Origin of the sequence: Micromonospora sp. NPDC005173, assembly GCF_040608515.1 — a bacterium.
Lineage (GTDB): Bacteria > Actinomycetota > Actinomycetes > Mycobacteriales > Micromonosporaceae > Micromonospora.
Window position 1 is genome coordinate 82,878 of sequence record NZ_JBEXIK010000017.1, and the last position, 15,859, is coordinate 98,736.

Sequence of the window (15,859 nt, forward strand, 5' to 3'; positions counted from 1 at the left end):
TCATCGGCGAGATCTCCGCACGGCCTCGTCGTAGCGCTTGGACTCGACGTCGCTCAGCTCGCGAGCGGAGAGGATGTCCCAGTCGTTGTCGGTGCCATCGGCCTCGGCGAGCAGCACCGCCAGTCGGCGGCCCCGCCGGGCGACGGCGTAGACGACCATCACGTCGTCGCCCAGGTGGCGAATCACCCGTCGGGCGCTGTGCAGCGCCTCCCAGACTTCCCCGGGCGTGACGTCGTAGACCCTCAGGTTGGCCAACGCCTCATCGGTGAAGCTGAACCTGCTGCCCACGTCGCGGAGCGTACCACGGGCGTAACACGCAACGGGATGAGTCGAATTTCGCTGATCACGGCGACGCGGTGACAGGATGGGGCGTAATCCCCTCGAGGAGGTCCATGGTGAAGCGTCAGGCGTACCAGCCGATTCTGATCACCGACGCCTCGCGCAGCCAGGACGATCAGCTCACCAGCCGTCAGCGCCGCTACGTCCTGATGATGTGCATCAGGGTCGCCTGCATCGTTGTCGGCGCGATCCTGGTCGGCGTGAACGCCCCACTGCTCTGGCTCTGGCTGTCGCTGTGTGCCCTCGGCATGGTGCTCATCCCGTGGCTGGCCGTGCTGCTCGCCAACGACCGCCCGCCCAAGGAAGAGCACCGGCTGGCCAACCGGTTCCACCCACGCCAGCAAGACGACACCCCGCCGATGAGCCTCACCGCCGACGAGCGCCCGCACAAGGTCATCGACGCCGAACCCTGACCCGCGTACGGGCCAGGGTCCGACAGGTCACGGCCGTGGCCGGGCGCCGATCGTGGAGACGGCCAGCGCACCCAGATCGGTGGCGCGGTTCAGCGCCGCCGCCGGGGTGGCGCCGGCGAGCCAGGCGGTGAGCAGACCGGCCGCGAAGGCGTCGCCGGCACCGGTGACGTCCACCACCGTCACTCGCCGGGCCGGGGCCACGCTGACCGTGTCCGTGCGGTCCACCCAGACCGCGCCGGCCGCGCCGCCCTTGACCACCACCCGTCGGGCGGTCGCCGACAACGCCCGCCCCTGCGCCGCCGGGTCCAGGCCGCCGGCCAGCGCCGTCGCCTCGTCCGCGTTGAGCAGCAGCAGGTCGACGTCGCGTACCCAGCCCAGGAAGGCCGCAGCGCCGACCCGCCGCAGCGGCGCCGCGGAGGCCGCGTCGACGCTGGTGGTGAGCCCGCGCTCGCGGGCGGCGGCGAGCGCCCGCAGCCCGGCGCCGCGCGACCCGGCGTCCAACAGGGTGTACGCGGACAGGTGCAGATGCCCGGCGTCGGGCACCGCCGCGATGGCCCGCTCGACGTGCTCGGCGCTCAGCCGCAGGCTCGCGCCCCGCTGGCTGACCATGGTGCGCTCACCATCGGTGGTCAGCACGATCACCATGCCGGTCGGGACGCCCTCGACCCGGTCGATCGCGCAGTCGACGCCCGCCCGGTCGAGCTCGGCTATCCGGTCCCGCCCCGCGTCGTCGTCGCCGACCGCGGCGACGAGCGTGACGTCAACCCCCTGCGCGGCGACCCAGGCGGCGGTGTTGGCCGCCTGCCCACCCCCACCAAGGCTGATCTCGGCCGCGGTGTCCGAGCCGGCCGCGAGCGGCCCGGACAGCACGGCGACCACATCGGTGATCACGTCCCCGACGACGACCACCCGGGCCGGGTGGGTCATGCCGGTACGGCGGTGGAGCGGGCGGCCGAGGCCACCGCGATCCGCGCGGCCAGATCGGCGTTGCGCAGGATGATCCGGACGTTCACCGCCAGGCTCGCGCCCTCGGTGGCCGAGTGGAAGTGCGCCAGCAGGTACGGGGTCACGGCCTTGCCGGTCACCCCGTCCCGGTCCAGCCGGGCCAGGCCGTCGGCGAGGGTCCGGTCGTGCAGCTCCGGGTCGAGCTGCTCGTCGACCGGCAGCGGGTTGGCGATGATCAGTCCGCCGGCGTGCACGGCCTGCCGGTCACGGGCGGCGAGTACAGCGGCGACCTGCTCCGGCGAGTCCACCGACCAGTCCAGGTCGAAGCCGCCGTCGGTGAGGTAGAAGCCGGGGAACCGGTGGGTGCGGTAACCGACCACGGCGACCCCGAGGGTCTCCAGCCGCTCCAGCGTCGCGCCCACGTCGAGGATCGACTTGACCCCGGCGCAGACCACCGCGATCGGGGTCCGGGCCAGGGTGATCAGGTCTGCCGACTCGTCGAAGGTGTGCGCGGCCTCCCGGTGCACCCCACCCAGACCGCCGGTGGCGAACACCCCGATCCCGGCGCCGGCGGCCACCGCGCTGGTCGCGGCCACGGTGGTGGCACCGTCCGCGCCGGTCGCCGCCGCCACCGCGAGGTCGCGGACGGAGAGCTTGGTCACACCATCGACGGTGGCCAGCCGGGTCAGCTGCGCGTCGTCCAGGCCGACCACCAGCTCGCCGCCGATCATGCCGATCGTCGCCGGTACCGCTCCGGCGTCCCGGACCGTCTGCTCGATCTCCCGGGCCACGCGCAGGTTCTCCGGCCGGGGCAGGCCGTGCGAGACGATGGTGCTCTCCAGGGCGACGACGGGCCGGCCGTCGTGCAGGGCCTCGGCCACCTCGGTGCCGTAGCTGATGCGAAAGTCAGTCACGGGGGGCACGGTACGGGGTGGGGCTTCGGCCGGCCTCAAGTGGACCCGGCCGTGATGACCTGCCAAACTTGACGGTTGGAGGTGCAGACGTGAGCACAGAGGTTCTCGAGCGTCCGGAGCTGAAGGACGCCGACACCGGTCCTGAGATGTTCCACTACGTCCGCAAGGAGAAGATCGCCGAGAGTGCCGTCATGGGCACCTACGTCGTGGCGCTCTGCGGGGAGACCTTCCCGGTCACCAAGGCGGCCAAGCCGGGTTCGCCGGTCTGCCCCAAGTGCAAGGAGATCTACGACTCGTACCGCGAGTGAACGCAGGCCGGCGTTCCGGCCGGCGACGTAGCCTGCGGCGGTGACCACCTCCACCGCCCTGCTCCTCGCCGACCTGACCGGGGTGGCCGTGTTCGCCGCCTCGGGGGCCTCGGCCGCGGTGGCCAAACGGCTCGACCTGTTCGGTGTCGCGTTCGTCGGCTTCGTGGCCGCCCTCGGCGGTGGGATCCTCCGGGACCTGGTCATCGACGAGGTGCCACCGCTGGCCTTCGCCGACTGGCGGTACGTGGCCACCGCCGCGATCACCGCCCTCGCCGTCTTCTGGCTGCACCCGCAGTTGGCCCGGCTGCGCACCACGGTGCTGGTGCTGGACGCGGCGGGCCTCGGGCTGTTCACCGTGACCGGCACGCTCAAGGCGCTCGACGCCCGGGTGCCGGCGGTCGGCGCCTGCCTGATCGGCATGCTCACCGCGATCGGCGGAGGGCTCGGCCGGGACCTGCTCACCGCCGAGATCCCGGTGGTGCTGCGCCGGGAGATCTATGCCGTGGCCGCGCTGGTCGGGTCGGTCGCGGTGGCGCTGCTGTACGTCGCCGGGCAGACCGGGCCCGCGCCGCTCACCGCCGCCGCTGTACTGGTCTTCGGCCTGCGTCTGATCGCGCTGCGCCGACGCTGGTCCGCCCCGGTGGCGACGCTGCGCCCGCCGCGCATCAGCGGGGCGGATCCCCGCACCGACCGGGAGTGGTGACGCGCTCGCGCTGACCGAGTGCCGGGGCCGGGCACCCGTGCGAGGGGGTCGTGGGGCGCTGAGGGCGGGTGTGGTGGATGTGACCAGCGTGGCGTCGCCTGGGCCGCAGCGCCCGCGCTGGTTATGCTGAGTCGGCCTTCGCGGCAGCTTCTGCGCGGAGGCGTTTTCATGGGCGGCGGTACTCGTGGCCCTCGCCCCGGATCCGCCGTCGTGCGGTCGGAGAGGAGCTTCGCGTGGCAGCCCGGACGCCGGTGCTTGAGACGTTCCCGGCCCTACGCGCCTGGCAGCGCAAAGCCCTGGTGGAGTACCTGCGCCGACGCACCGAGGACTTCACGGCGGTCGCCACGCCGGGTGCCGGCAAGACCACCTTCGCCCTGCGGATCGCGGCCGAGCTGCTCGGTGACGGCACGGTGGAGGCGGTCACCGTGGTCGCCCCGACCGAGCACCTGAAGAACCAGTGGGCGGACGCCGCCGCCCGGGTGGGCATCCAACTCGACGCCGCCTTCCGCAACGCGGACGTGCACTCCGCGGCCGACTTCCACGGGGCCGTGGTCACCTACGCCCAGGTGGGGATGGCCCCGCAGGTGCACCGTCGGCGCACCATGACCCGGCGCACCCTGGTCATCCTCGACGAGATCCACCACGCGGGCGACTCCCGATCCTGGGGCGACGGGGTGAAGAACGCCTTCGAGCCCGCCGTACGCCGGCTCATGCTCACCGGCACGCCGTTCCGCTCCGACGACAACCCGATCCCGTTCGTCAGCTACGAGCGGGGCGGTGACGGGCTGCTCCGCTCCCGCGCCGACTCGGTGTACGGCTACTCCGACGCGCTGCGCGACGGCGTGGTCCGGCCGGTGCTCTTCCTGGCGTACTCCGGGGAGACCCGCTGGCGGACCAACGCGGGGGAGGAGTTGGCGGCCCGCCTCGGCGAGCCGATGACCCAGGACCTGGTGGCGCAGGCGTGGCGTACCGCGCTGGACCCGGCCGGAGACTGGATGCCGCAGGTGCTGCGGGCCGCTGATGCCCGGCTCACCGTGCTGCGCAACGCCGGGATGGCCGACGCCGGCGGGCTGATCATCGCCACCGACCAGCAGACCGCCCGCTCGTACGCCAAGCTGATCGAGCAGGTGACCGGCGAGAAGGCCGCCGTGGTCCTCTCCGACGACCTGGGCGCGTCCGCACGGATCGCGACATTCGCGGCGTCCGAGCAGCGGTGGCTGGTCGCGGTGCGGATGGTGTCCGAGGGTGTGGACATCCCGCGGCTCGCCGTCGGGGTCTATGCCACCAGTGCCAGCACCCCGCTCTATTTCGCCCAGGCGATCGGCCGGTTCGTCCGGGCACGCCAGTCCGGGGAGACCGCGTCGGTCTTCCTGCCCAGCGTGCCGCACCTGCTCGGGCTGGCCAGCGAGATGGAGACCGAGCGGGACCACGTACTCGGCAAACCCAAGGAAGCCGACGGTTTCGACGACGATCTGCTGGAGCGTGCCCAGCGCGACGACCAGGCCAGCGGGGAGCTGGAGAAGCGGTTCGCCGCGCTCTCGGCCACCGCCGAGCTGGACCAGGTGATCTTCGACGGCGCGTCCTTCGGCACCGCGGCCCAGGCCGGCACCCCCGAGGAGGAGGAGTACCTCGGCCTGCCCGGCCTGCTCACCGCCGATCAGGTCTCCCTGCTGCTGACCAAGCGGCAGACCGAGCAACTCGCCGCCCAGCGCCGCCGCACGGCCGCTCAGCCGGCCGCTGCGCCCACCGCGGCGCCGCCGGCACCCATGAGCGCCGCCCAGCGCCGGGTGGCGCTCCGGCGCCAACTGAACGCTCTGGTGGCCGCCCGGCACCACCGCACCGGCCAGCCGCACGGCAAGATCCACGCGGAGCTGCGCCGACTCTGCGGCGGCCCGCCGAGTGCCCAGGCCACCATCGAGCAGCTAGAGGAACGCATCGCCACCGTGCAGACCCTCTGACCCCACCGGCCCCACCCGCACCGACCACCCCCGCCCCCGCCCCCGCGTGACCGGCGCTGGCCGGTGTCCGGCGGCGTCAGCTCTCCATGATCGTGCTCGTTCCAGGTGGCATCCCGTATCGGTGAGGCCACTACTTCCAGGATCGAGCACGATCATGGGCGCGGGGGTTTGGTGGGTAGAGAAAAGCCGACCGGAGACACCCTCGGGGTGCCTCCGGTCGGCTATGTCGGGTTGCGGGTTTAGTTTTCCATCAGGTCGGCGCCACGCCAGCTGAACTCGGGGTCCGTCGCGAACCGGACGGTGATCTTCACGAGATCCTCCGCGTACTTGTTCGCGTGGTGCCCACAGAACACCAACTCGCTACCACCCGCCAGAGTGATCCGGAGCTTGCCGGCAGCATTGCAGCGGTCGCACCGTTCATCGGCGGCTGGGGGAGCCACCGTTGCGGGCGGCGGCGTGAGGGTCGGGGTCATCGCCTTCCTCCTCTGGTCGTCACCGATGAACAATCTCTTCGGTCGTTGCTCACCTATCGTGCAACACCCATGCTGGGCCGTGCCTTCCCTGTGTGCCCGCGGGGGACCGAGGTCACACATGGCAGGGACAGTGTGCCGTGCACCCAGGGTGCCACGTCAACGATCACATTCGTGCATCCGGACGATCACCATCTGGCGTTGCACACCAGGTGGTCAAAACGACACGTTCGGTTGACGAAACCTGCTCAGTCCAGGTAATCCCGGAGGACCTGCGACCGGGACGGGTGACGCAGTTTGGACATCGTCTTGGACTCGATCTGCCGGATCCGCTCCCGGGTCACCCCGTAGACCTGGCCGATCTCGTCCAGCGTCCGCGGCTGGCCGTCGGTCAGGCCGAAGCGCAGACGCACCACACCCGCCTCACGCTCGGAGAGCGTCTGCAGCACCTGCTGGAGCTGGTCCTGCAGGAGCGAGAACGAGACGGCGTCGACCGCGACCACGGCCTCGGAATCCTCGATGAAGTCACCGAGCTGGCTGTCGCCCTCGTCGCCGATGGTCTGGTCCAGCGAGATGGGCTCCCGGGCGTACTGCTGGATCTCCAGCACCTTCTCCGGTGTGATGTCCATCTCTTTGGCCAGCTCCTCCGGAGTGGGCTCGCGGCCCAGATCCTGGAGCAGCTCGCGCTGTATGCGGCCGAGCTTGTTGATGACCTCGACCATGTGCACCGGGATGCGGATGGTGCGGGCCTGGTCGGCCATCGCGCGGGTGATCGCCTGCCGGATCCACCAGGTGGCGTAGGTGGAGAACTTGTAGCCCTTGGTGTAGTCGAACTTCTCCACCGCGCGGATCAGGCCGAGGTTGCCCTCCTGGATCAGGTCCAGGAAGGCCATCCCGCGCCCCGTGTACCGCTTGGCCAGCGAGACCACCAGGCGGAGGTTCGCCTCCAGCAGGTGGTTCTTGGCCCGCTCACCGTCGCGGGAGATCCAGCCCAGGTCGCGGACCATCTCCCGGCTGAGCTTCTCTTCGCCCTCGTCGGCCGCGCGCAGCCGCTCGGCGGCGTAGAGCCCGGCCTCGATCCGCTTGGCCAGCTCCACCTCCTGCTCGGCGTTGAGCAGCGGGACCTTGCCGATCTGCTTGAGGTACGCACGGACCGAGTCGGCGGAGGCGGTCAGCTCGGCGTCCCGCCGAGCCTGCTTGAGCGCCTCGGACTCCTCGTCGTCCCACTCGAAGTCGTTGTCGGTGGCCGAGGCGGCGGCGTCGGTCTCGGCGGCCTGGGCCAGCTCGGCCGGCTCCTCGACCACCACGTCCTCGATCGTGGCGGCGAGCTCCTCCGGGTCGATCTCACCCTCGGCGCCCTTGCCGCCGGCCTTGGCCGGCTTGGCGCCAGCGGCCGCGGCGACCGTTGCCTTGGTGGCCCGGGTCGACCTGGCCGCCTTCGCCGGCGTCGCCGCTGCGGCGGCGACCTCGGCGGTGCCGCCGGTGGCCTTGCGCGCGGCCACCTTCCGCGGAGCCGGCGCCGACGGCGCCTCGTCTGCGGCGGGCGCCTGCTTCGGCGCCGGCGCGACGGCCTTCTTGGTGGTCTTGGCGGTGGTGGCCCGGGACGCCGGCGTGGTCGAGCGGGCCGCGGCGACCCGGCGGCGGGTGCTCGCCGAGCCGTCCACCACCACGGTCACTCCCGCCTCGGAGAGCGCCCGCAGAATCTTCTTGGCCTGGGCCGGAGTCACCTCGGCGGACTCGACGGTGCGCGCGAGCTGGGCCGACGTGAGCTGACCACCGGCGCTCTGCGCGTGGGCGATCAGGGTGTCGGTGAGCGAGCGAACGTCGGCGCCGGTCTGGCGGGGTTCTGTCACGAATGACCTTCCGGAGGCGAAGAGCGGGTACGGCCGGGTCGTCCGGCACAGCGTGGGGCAACAGGCCGGGCGATGTGGTTGAGGGGCCCCCGTGTCACGGGCCGGCCGGTGGTCGGCGGTCCGTGGCGCGTGGGCAGGGGTGAATTGTAACGCCGTCTGCGGCGATCATCCTGCGCCGCACGGCGTAACGGCGGTTGGGGACCGCCAATTCAGCGCAGATGTGGACTTTGTAAGGATGATACTCGCGCGTGGCCCGGAACGCCCCGGTCGTGCGGGAAGGGGACCTGGGATGGACCGTTTGGTGCCGTCAGCGCAGGAATTGTTGGCGATCGCGCTCGACGTGGCGCGGGACGCCGCGGCCACCGCGTACCGGATGCGGGTCGAGGGTGCTTCGGTTGCGGCGACCAAGAGCACGGTAACCGACGTGGTCACCGCGGCGGACCGGGCGGTGGAGCGGCAGGTGCTCGACGCGCTGCACCGGCGGCGGCCGGGCGACGCGGTGCTCGGCGAGGAGTACGGCACGGGGGACACCGGGCCGGTCGGTCCGGGCGGCGTGCGATGGATCATCGATCCGATCGACGGCACCGTCAATTACCTCTACGGGCTGCCGTACAGCGCCGTGTCGCTCGCCGCCGAGGTGGACGGGGTGGTGGTCGCCGGTGTGGTGCGCAACGTGAGCACCGGCGAGGAGTGGACCGCCACGGCCGGCGGCGGTGCCTGGCGCGACGGCGTCCGGTTGCGCTGCTCCGGCGAGACCGACCTCGGGCAGGCGCTGGTCGGCACCGGCTTCGGCTACGACGCCGGCCGCCGGGCACACCAGGCCCGGGTGGTGGCTGGGCTGATCGCCCACGTGCGGGACATCCGCCGGCTCGGTGCCGCCGCGCTGGACCTCTGCCTGGTCGCGGAGGGGCGGTTGGACGCGTACTTCGAGAAGGGCCTCGCCGCCTGGGACCTGGCGGCCGGCGGCCTGGTGGCCGCCGAGGCGGGCGTGCGGGTCAGCGGCCTGGACGGTCGCCCGCCCGGCCCGGACCTGGTGGTCGCGGCCCCGGCGGCGCTCTTCGCGCCGCTGCACGACCGGCTGGCCGCCCTGGACGCCGCCGGCGGCCCCTGACCGGGTACCCGGACGCACGGCGCGCCAGGGCCCCGGTGCCGGCCGTCGGGCCGGCGGGGACGCCGGGCGCGCGGTGATGGACGGGCGCGCGGTGGCGGACGGGCGCGCGGTGGCGGACGGGCGCATGGTGGCGGACGGGCGCGTGGTGGTGGTCGGGCGCGTGGTGGTGACGGGTCAGCGCCCGCCGACGTACGCGATCACTTCTTCTTGACTGGGGCGGGGCAGGAGCCCTTGGGCGCCACCGGGGCGCCCAGGTCACCGAGGGACTGGTTCACCTCGGTGGTCGTGGCGAGCTGCTGGAAGCGGTTGCCCAGCACCACGTCGACCGTGTCGCCCTTGCGCTTCTCGTCGTAGGCCGGTTCGGCGTTGTTGAGGAAGTACGCCTGCAGCAGGTGAGCGGAGCCGACGCCCTCGGGGCCGTACTGGAGCACGGCCACCTCGTCGATCCCCTTGGGCGCGTTGCCGACCTTCTGGACCTGGAACTTGCGGTTGCGGAAGTCGTCCGCGACGCTGCCGGCCCGGCCGGCCTCGTCAGTCGCGTTCAACACGTTGATCTTGACGTCCTTGGTTTCGCGCAGGGTGACGTCGGCCAGTGGCCAGCCATCCGGGCAACCCTTGGCCGTGCCCGCCGTGCCCTGCGTGTCGCGGATCAGGGCAGTGACCACGAAAGCCAGGGCCAGCACCCCGAGCAGGCCGACGACGACGAGTGCTCGCACTCGCGCAAAACTCATCTGGGCGCTCCCGGGACCTCAGGTGGGTGGCGGCGGCCGCCAACGATCGCAGTGACCCGCCGGCCGTCGAATACGCCGCTGAGGTTAACGGTTGTCCGGCCGTCGCGTGGAAACAGTCCGACATGCCGGCGCGCCGACCGCGAACCGGGTACTACTACCCCTATCTTCGTGTCGCCTGAATCACATTGGGAACAACTTCGCGTGCAGGGGCGTACATCTCAGCCACGAGGGCGGTATACATGCCTCGCCCAAAGGGGGGGTAAGGTTCCGCGCTCGCAGGGGAGTCGCCCCAGCGGTCTCGACCCGTTCGGTCCCCGGGTCGGGTGCCCGACACAACTGGTGGCCGGCCAGCGGAACCGAAACAGCGTCGTCCGGCGTTACAACCGGAAGCGACAACATCGATATGGGAGAGTGAAACCGATGGCCACCGACTACGACGCCCCGCGTCGCGACGAGGTCGACCTCGGCGAGGACAGCCTGGAAGAGCTCAAGGCCCGGCGCGTCGACTCGCAGTCCGGCGCGGTGGACGTCGACGAGGCCGAGGTAGCCGAGAGCTTCGAGCTGCCCGGTGCCGATCTGGCCGACGAGGAGCTCACGGTCAAGGTGCTACCGATGCAGCAGGACGAGTTCCGGTGCGCCCGCTGCTTCCTGGTACACCACCGCAGCCAGCTGGCGGTCGAGCGTAACGGCGAGCTGATCTGCCGCGAGTGCGTCTGACACTCACGACACCAGCGGCGGCCTCCTGATCGGGGCCGCCGCTGCCGGTGTAGGCGTGCGGCACCTGTGGGTACCTGCTTGACTCGTAGCGGGTAGCCAGAGCACCGGGAGGTTCGACCCATGAGCGATCGAGGCGACACCACCACCGGCGGCGGCGCGGACGACCTCGGCGCCACGGTCGCGGCGTTGACCGCGGACGACATCGAGCCCGCCCAGCGCCGTCAACTGCTCACCCGGATGGTCGGGCAGGCCCGCGTCCGTGGGATCGCCGACCTGTTCAAGCCCCGCGCCGCCGTGCGCTGGATGGTCGACACCGTCGCCGAGATCGCCCCGCACATAACGGTGCGGGACCTGGCCACCCTGCGTCAGCACTTCCCCGGGTTGGATGACGACGCCCTGGCCGAGCGGTTGATCCGCAACGCGGCCCGGACCACCGCCGCGGTCGGCGCGGCCGGCGGAGGAGTCGCCGCCGTCGAGTGGACGGTCGCCCCGACCCTGCTCTCCGCGCCGGTGCTGCTCGCCGCCGAGACGGTCGCCGTGGTGGCGGTGGAGCTGAAGCTGGTCGGTGAGCTGCACGAGGTCTACGGCGTGCCGCTGGCGGACAGCGGCAACCAGCGGACGGTCGCCCTGGTGCACTCCTGGGCCACCCAACGCGGGGTCAATCCGATGGTGCCCGGCGTGGGGGTTGGCGCGGTGCTCGGCACCGCCGCCCGCAAGGAGCTGCGGGACACGCTGCTCCGGCGCTTCGGGCGCAACCTCACCACGCTCGGGCCGTTCCTCACCGGCGCCGCGGTGGCCAGCTTCCTCAACCGCCGGGCCACCCGGCAGATGGCCGATCAGCTCCAGGCCGACCTGCGCCGGCGTGGCATCGCCCGTCCGGCCCCGCCGCAGGCCCTCCCGGGCCCGCCTACCGGCACCTGAGCGGGCCACGCACGTCGGCGCTGGTGGAAGCCGCTGCGGCCGGTGCGGTCAGCCCGGCCCGCCGGCCGGGTGGTCGACGGGCGATCGGGCGTCCCGCGCGGTCAGCAGCGCCTCGGCCAGCTCCACCGGGTGCCGGGTGCTCACCACCCAGAACGGGGTCGGATCGGCCGGGTCGTCGAGCACCACCTGCACGGCGCCGCCGATCCACGGCCGCTGCACCACGAAGGCGAGCGGGTCCGCGCCCACGCCGAGCACCTCACGGCGGCCGGCCGCGTCCAGCGGCACCACGTCGGCCACGAAGCGCACCGGCAGCCGGGCGTCGTCCACCCGTAGCTCGGAGTCGGCGACCGCGACCCGGATCCGGCCCAGCCACCACAGCCCGGCCGCGGCGGCCGGCAGCAGCACCGCGAACGGCAGCCAGGTGCGGACGCCGTCGGCGCCCATCCAGATCTCGACGGCCAGCAGCGCGGCGGCCAGGAGCCCGACCAGCCACAGCCACCAGGGCAGATCCAGCCGTTCGGCGTAGGCCGTGCGGGCCGCGACCGGCGACTGATCGGTGGACGGAGAGGGCGACATGCTCACTCCTGCGAGGGTACGGCGCACGGCGGCCCGGGTAACCGGCAGGATGGCAGGGTCACCCGATGAACCGGACGAAGAGGGGACCCGTGACCGACGTCGTACCCGTGCCCGTACGCCTGCTCGATGCCGAGCTGCCGCTGCCCGCGTACTCCCATCCCGGCGACGCCGGGGCCGACCTGGTGGCGGCCGCGGACGTGGAGCTGCCGCCCGGCGGCCGTGCTCTGGTGCCCACCGGCGTGGCCATCGCACTGCCGGAGGGGTATGTGGGCCTGGTTCATCCCCGGTCCGGTCTGGCGGCCAGGCTCGGCGTGACGGTGCTCAACGCGCCCGGTACGGTCGACGCCGGCTACCGGGGTGAGATCCTGGTCAACCTGATCAATCATGATCGGGAAACGCCGGCGAAGATCTCCCGGGGCGACCGGATCGCCCAGCTCGTGGTCCAGCGGGTCGCACGGGCGCGGTTCGAGCCGGTGGCCGAGCTGCCCGGGTCCCGACGCGGCACCGGCGGGCACGGCTCCACCGGCGGGCACGCCGGGCTGGTGCCGTCGCCAGCGGGTCAGGACCGGGTCGAGCAGCGGCGGGACGAGCCGGGCCGAGGGTGGACGGAAGAGGTGGCAGGGTGAGTGTGAACAGCGGAGGGTGGGCGCAGTGATCTTCTCCCGAAAGCGGGCCGGTGCCGGACGGCACACCCGCGACGAGCGGACCACCGAGGTCGGCGGCCAGGGGGTCGAGGAGTCGACGCCGGCGCTGGAACGCGGCCCGTACGACGTCTCCGAGGTCAACGATGACGTACAGCGCCTCGACCTGGGCAGCCTTCGCATCCCGGCGATCGCCGAGGTGGAGGTGCGGGTGCAGGCCGACCCGCAGGGCGTGATCCAGCAGGTGGTGCTGGTGCACGGGGAGAACGCGCTGCAGCTCGGCGTCTTCGCCGCCCCCCGGTCCGAGGGGATCTGGGACGAGGTGCGCGAGGAGATCCGCCAGTCGCTGCTCCGCGACGGTGCCACCGCCCAGGAGGTTGACGGCGAGTACGGCCCCGAGCTGCACGCTCAGGTGAGCACCCCGGACGGCCCGACGAACCTGCGGTTCGTCGGTGTCGACGGGCCGCGCTGGATGGTCCGCGGCGTGTTCCAGGGCCCGGTGGCCACCGACCCGGCCAGTGCCGGTCCGCTCGCCGAGTGCCTGGACGGCCTGGTGGTCGACCGGGGCCAGGAGGCGAAGCCGGTCCGCGAGCCGCTGCCGCTGCGTCTGCCCCAGGAGATCGCCGACCAGGCCGGAGCCGAGGCTGAGGGTGCCTCCGCCGCCGAGCCCCGCCAGGTCTGATCCACGCGCACCGGCCCGCCGGAACCGGCCCCGTCGGCGTACGCTGGCGGCACGGTTCCGGCGTTGCCGGTGCCGGCCGGGGACGGTGAGCGTGGAGAGGGTGACGCGGAGGTCATGACGACCGACGAGAGCAGGGTGTCGCTGCGGCGCATCCTGCAAAGGTTCACCGCCAGCGAGGCCGAGATCGACGCGCAGGAGCTGCGTCGGGAGAGCGCCGAGTGCGGCAGCGTCCCGGCCCAGCAGTGCTCCCGGGGTCAGGTGGTCTCGGTCGCCGGCCGGCTGCGCACCGTGGTCTACACGCCGCGGACCAACCTGCCCACCCTGGAAGCCGACCTGTACGACGGCAGCGACGTGGTCACCCTGGTCTGGCTGGGCCGGCGGCACATCGCCGGGATCGAGCCGGGGCGGCACCTGACCGCGCGCGGCCGGGTGGCGATGCGCGACGACCGCAAGGTCATCTACAACCCGTACTACGAGCTGGACTCGCCGAAGTGACGGCGCTGCGGACGGAAGGTCGGCGATGACCACGGGACAGCACCGGGCGGCACAGCCGGAGACCGGCCCTCCGGACGACGAGCGACTCCCCACGATCGCCGAGCAGATGGCCGACCAGCTCGGCGGCTGGCGGGGGCTGGTCGAGTCCAGCATCCCGGTGGTGGTCTTCGTGGTCGCCAACATCATCGGCGAGCTGCGGCCCGCGGTGATCGCCTCGATGGCCGTCGCGTTGCTGATCGCCGGGCTGCGGCTGGCCCAGCGCCGGCCGATCCGGCACGCGGTCAACGGGCTCTTCGGCGTCGGCATCGGTGCTGCCATCGCCTGGCGTACCGGCGACGAACGGGATTTCTACCTTCCCGGCATCCTCTACGGCATCGGCTACGGCATCGCCCTGCTGATCTCGGCGGCCATCCGGCAGCCGCTGGTGGGCTGGATCTGGTCGGTGCTGGTGGCCAAGGGTCGCGCGGAGTGGCGGGACGACCCGAAGCTGGTGCGTACCTTCACCCAGCTGACCGTGCTCTGGGGCGTGGTGTGGCTGGCCAAGGTGGGCGTGCAGGCCGGGCTCTACCTCGCCCATCAGGACACCGCGCTGGGCGTGGCCCGGCTGGCGCTGGGCTACCCGCCGTACGCGCTGCTGCTGTTGATCACGGTCTGGACGGTGCGCCGGGTCACCCGGGAGCCGCAACCGACCCCGCTGCCCGGCGCCTGAGCGCCCCCGCGGCTCAGCGTGAGCCGCGGGTCCGTTCGACGCTGTCCGGCCCGAGGATCACCGCGCGGACCTGGTCCTCCACCTCGGCGGTGCAGACGAAGACCAACTCGTCGCCGGCCTCGATCGGGTCGTCCGGGCTGGGCACCAGGACCCGCTTGCCGCGCAGGATCGCCACCAGAGCGGCGTCGCGGGGCAGCGGCACGGCGTGGATCGGCTGACCGACGTACGGCGCGGTCGGCGGCAGCGTGATTTCGACCAGGTTCGCCTCGCCCTGCCGGAAGGTCATCAGCCGGACCAGGTCGCCGACGGTGACCGCCTCCTCGACCAGCGCGGCCATCACCCGCGGCTTGCTCACCGCGACGTCCACGCCCCACTGCTCGGTGAACAGCCACTCGTTCTCGGCCCGGTTGACCCGGGCGACCACGCGGGGCACCGCGAACTCGGTCTTGGCGAGCAGCGACACCACCAGGTTGACCTTGTCGTCGCCGGTCGCCGCGACCACCACGTCGCAGCCGGCGACGTTGGCCTCCTCCAGGCTGGCCAGCTCGCAGGCGTCGGCCAGCACCCACTCGGCGGACGGCACCCGCTCCGGGCGCAGCATCTTCGGCTGGCGCTCGATCAGCATCACCTGGTGGCCGTTCTCGATCAACTCCTGGGCGATCGAGCGGCCCACGTTGCCGGCGCCCGCGATGGCGATCCGCATGGCTCAGTGCCCCCCTTCCGGCGGTGTCGCCGCCACCGACGTGACCGTCGCCACGATGTCGTCGCTGACCAGCATGAAGACCTGGTCACCCTCCTGCACGACGGTGGAGGCGGTGGGCAGCGTGCCGATGCCGAAGCGGATCAGGTAGGCCACCCGTGCCCCGGTCGCCTCCTCCAGCGTGCGTACCGGCCGGCCGATCCAGTCCTTGTGCACCGGGACCTCGACGATCGACACCGTGCTCGTGGGGTCGCGGAAGATCTCCACGTTGCCCTCCGGCACCAGGTGCCGCAGCATCCGGTCGGCCGTCCAGCGCACGGTCGCCACGGTGGGGATGCCCAGCCGCTCGTAGACCTGCGCCCGGCGCTGGTCGTAGATGCGTGCCGCGACCCGGGACACGCCGAACGTCTCCCGGGCCAGCCGGGCGGAGATGATGTTGGAGTTGTCTCCGCTGGACACGGCCGCGAAGGCGTCCGCCCGCTCGATGCCGGCCTGCCGCAGGACGTCGCCGTCGAAGCCCGCCCCGGTCACCGTGATCCCGGCGAAGTCGGGGCCGAGCCGACGGAAGGCGTCGGCGTCCTGGTCGATCACCGCCACCGAGTGCCCCCGGGACTCCAGGCTGTGGGCGAGGGTCGACCCGACCCGGCCACATCCCATGATCACGACGTGCACG

At 72.4% G+C, this 15,859-nt stretch carries 20 protein-coding genes; 11 read left to right on the top strand and 9 right to left on the bottom strand.

Annotated features, from left to right (window positions below):
- On the bottom strand, window positions 1-288 hold the full coding sequence (locus ABZV00_RS20240; protein WP_328424873.1) for a hypothetical protein: 288 nt from the start codon (window positions 286-288) through the stop codon (window positions 1-3).
- A gap of 104 nt (window positions 289-392) precedes the next feature.
- Between ABZV00_RS20240 and ABZV00_RS20245 the strand changes: the two genes are divergently transcribed.
- Window positions 393-752: a DUF3099 domain-containing protein gene (locus ABZV00_RS20245; protein ID WP_355608378.1), complete on the top strand. Its 360-nt coding sequence runs from the start codon at window positions 393-395 to the stop codon at window positions 750-752.
- A 27-nt stretch (window positions 753-779) separates the two neighbouring features.
- Here the strand turns inward: ABZV00_RS20245 and ABZV00_RS20250 are convergent, their stop codons facing one another.
- Window positions 780-1,679 (bottom strand): PfkB family carbohydrate kinase, encoded by a 900-nt coding sequence (locus ABZV00_RS20250; protein WP_355608380.1) that lies wholly within the window; start codon window positions 1,677-1,679, stop codon window positions 780-782.
- Window positions 1,676-2,611, bottom strand: coding sequence for a pseudouridine-5'-phosphate glycosidase (locus tag ABZV00_RS20255; RefSeq protein WP_355608382.1), 936 nt, complete (start codon window positions 2,609-2,611; stop codon window positions 1,676-1,678). Before ABZV00_RS20255 ends, ABZV00_RS20250 begins: the two co-directional genes overlap by 4 nt.
- 89 nt (window positions 2,612-2,700) lie before the next feature.
- On the opposite strand from ABZV00_RS20255, the gene ABZV00_RS20260 reads away from it, so the two are divergent.
- From ABZV00_RS20260 to ABZV00_RS20270, 3 genes are all read left to right on the top strand, one after another.
- The gene (locus tag ABZV00_RS20260; protein ID WP_088946800.1) at window positions 2,701-2,919 is read left to right on the top strand and encodes a DUF3039 domain-containing protein; all 219 of its coding nucleotides are present in this window, start codon (window positions 2,701-2,703) and stop codon (window positions 2,917-2,919) included.
- Window positions 2,920-2,959: 40 nt separating this feature from the next.
- Entirely contained in the window at window positions 2,960-3,622 is a 663-nt protein-coding gene (locus ABZV00_RS20265) for a trimeric intracellular cation channel family protein (protein WP_355608385.1), read from the top strand.
- A 233-nt stretch (window positions 3,623-3,855) separates the two neighbouring features.
- Window positions 3,856-5,580 (top strand): DEAD/DEAH box helicase, encoded by a 1,725-nt coding sequence (locus tag ABZV00_RS20270; RefSeq protein ID WP_355608388.1) that lies wholly within the window; start codon window positions 3,856-3,858, stop codon window positions 5,578-5,580.
- Between the two features lie 239 nt (window positions 5,581-5,819).
- Here ABZV00_RS20270 and ABZV00_RS20275 read toward each other — a convergent pair whose 3' ends face one another.
- Together ABZV00_RS20275 and ABZV00_RS20280 are read right to left on the bottom strand one after the other, a co-directional pair.
- Window positions 5,820-6,053, bottom strand: coding sequence for a hypothetical protein (locus ABZV00_RS20275; protein ID WP_328424885.1), 234 nt, complete (start codon window positions 6,051-6,053; stop codon window positions 5,820-5,822).
- Window positions 6,054-6,298: 245 nt separating this feature from the next.
- Complete coding sequence (locus tag ABZV00_RS20280) at window positions 6,299-7,903, bottom strand: RNA polymerase sigma factor (protein WP_355608391.1); 1,605 nt, start codon at window positions 7,901-7,903, stop codon at window positions 6,299-6,301.
- Window positions 7,904-8,192: 289 nt separating this feature from the next.
- On the opposite strand from ABZV00_RS20280, the gene ABZV00_RS20285 reads away from it, so the two are divergent.
- Entirely contained in the window at window positions 8,193-9,014 is an 822-nt protein-coding gene (locus tag ABZV00_RS20285) for an inositol monophosphatase family protein (RefSeq protein WP_355608394.1), read from the top strand.
- A 197-nt stretch (window positions 9,015-9,211) separates the two neighbouring features.
- Here ABZV00_RS20285 and ABZV00_RS20290 read toward each other — a convergent pair whose 3' ends face one another.
- Window positions 9,212-9,730 (bottom strand): LytR C-terminal domain-containing protein, encoded by a 519-nt coding sequence (locus ABZV00_RS20290; RefSeq protein ID WP_355608497.1) that lies wholly within the window; start codon window positions 9,728-9,730, stop codon window positions 9,212-9,214.
- Between the two features lie 435 nt (window positions 9,731-10,165).
- Here ABZV00_RS20290 and ABZV00_RS20295 point away from each other — a divergent pair, with 435 nt between their 5' ends.
- Both ABZV00_RS20295 and ABZV00_RS20300 read left to right on the top strand, forming a co-directional pair.
- Entirely contained in the window at window positions 10,166-10,462 is a 297-nt protein-coding gene (locus ABZV00_RS20295; protein ID WP_007075406.1) for a DUF4193 domain-containing protein, read from the top strand.
- 120 nt (window positions 10,463-10,582) lie between these two features.
- A complete protein-coding gene (locus ABZV00_RS20300; protein ID WP_355608396.1) occupies window positions 10,583-11,383 on the top strand; it encodes a hypothetical protein in 801 nt (266 codons plus the stop codon).
- Window positions 11,384-11,431: 48 nt separating this feature from the next.
- Here the strand turns inward: ABZV00_RS20300 and ABZV00_RS20305 are convergent, their stop codons facing one another.
- Window positions 11,432-11,959 (bottom strand): DUF3093 domain-containing protein, encoded by a 528-nt coding sequence (locus ABZV00_RS20305; RefSeq protein WP_355608399.1) that lies wholly within the window; start codon window positions 11,957-11,959, stop codon window positions 11,432-11,434.
- An 89-nt stretch (window positions 11,960-12,048) separates the two neighbouring features.
- Between ABZV00_RS20305 and dut the strand changes: the two genes are divergently transcribed.
- The 4 genes from dut (at window position 12,049) to ABZV00_RS20325 (ending at window position 14,486) form a co-directional block, all read left to right on the top strand.
- Window positions 12,049-12,585, top strand: coding sequence for a dUTP diphosphatase (dut, locus tag ABZV00_RS20310; RefSeq protein ID WP_355608402.1), 537 nt, complete (start codon window positions 12,049-12,051; stop codon window positions 12,583-12,585).
- Between the two features lie 25 nt (window positions 12,586-12,610).
- On the top strand, window positions 12,611-13,282 hold the full coding sequence (locus ABZV00_RS20315; protein ID WP_355608404.1) for a DUF3710 domain-containing protein: 672 nt from the start codon (window positions 12,611-12,613) through the stop codon (window positions 13,280-13,282).
- Window positions 13,283-13,396: 114 nt separating this feature from the next.
- Window positions 13,397-13,777 (top strand): OB-fold nucleic acid binding domain-containing protein, encoded by a 381-nt coding sequence (locus ABZV00_RS20320; RefSeq protein WP_328424899.1) that lies wholly within the window; start codon window positions 13,397-13,399, stop codon window positions 13,775-13,777.
- Window positions 13,778-13,802: 25 nt separating this feature from the next.
- Complete coding sequence (locus ABZV00_RS20325) at window positions 13,803-14,486, top strand: DUF3159 domain-containing protein (RefSeq protein ID WP_355608407.1); 684 nt, start codon at window positions 13,803-13,805, stop codon at window positions 14,484-14,486.
- 13 nt (window positions 14,487-14,499) lie between these two features.
- On the opposite strand, the gene ABZV00_RS20330 is transcribed toward ABZV00_RS20325, so the two are convergent.
- The gene (locus tag ABZV00_RS20330) at window positions 14,500-15,189 is read right to left on the bottom strand and encodes a TrkA family potassium uptake protein (protein WP_328424903.1); all 690 of its coding nucleotides are present in this window, start codon (window positions 15,187-15,189) and stop codon (window positions 14,500-14,502) included.
- 3 nt (window positions 15,190-15,192) lie between these two features.
- A complete protein-coding gene (locus tag ABZV00_RS20335) occupies window positions 15,193-15,858 on the bottom strand; it encodes a TrkA family potassium uptake protein (protein ID WP_355608409.1) in 666 nt (221 codons plus the stop codon).
- Between the last annotated feature and the right edge of the window lies 1 nt (window position 15,859).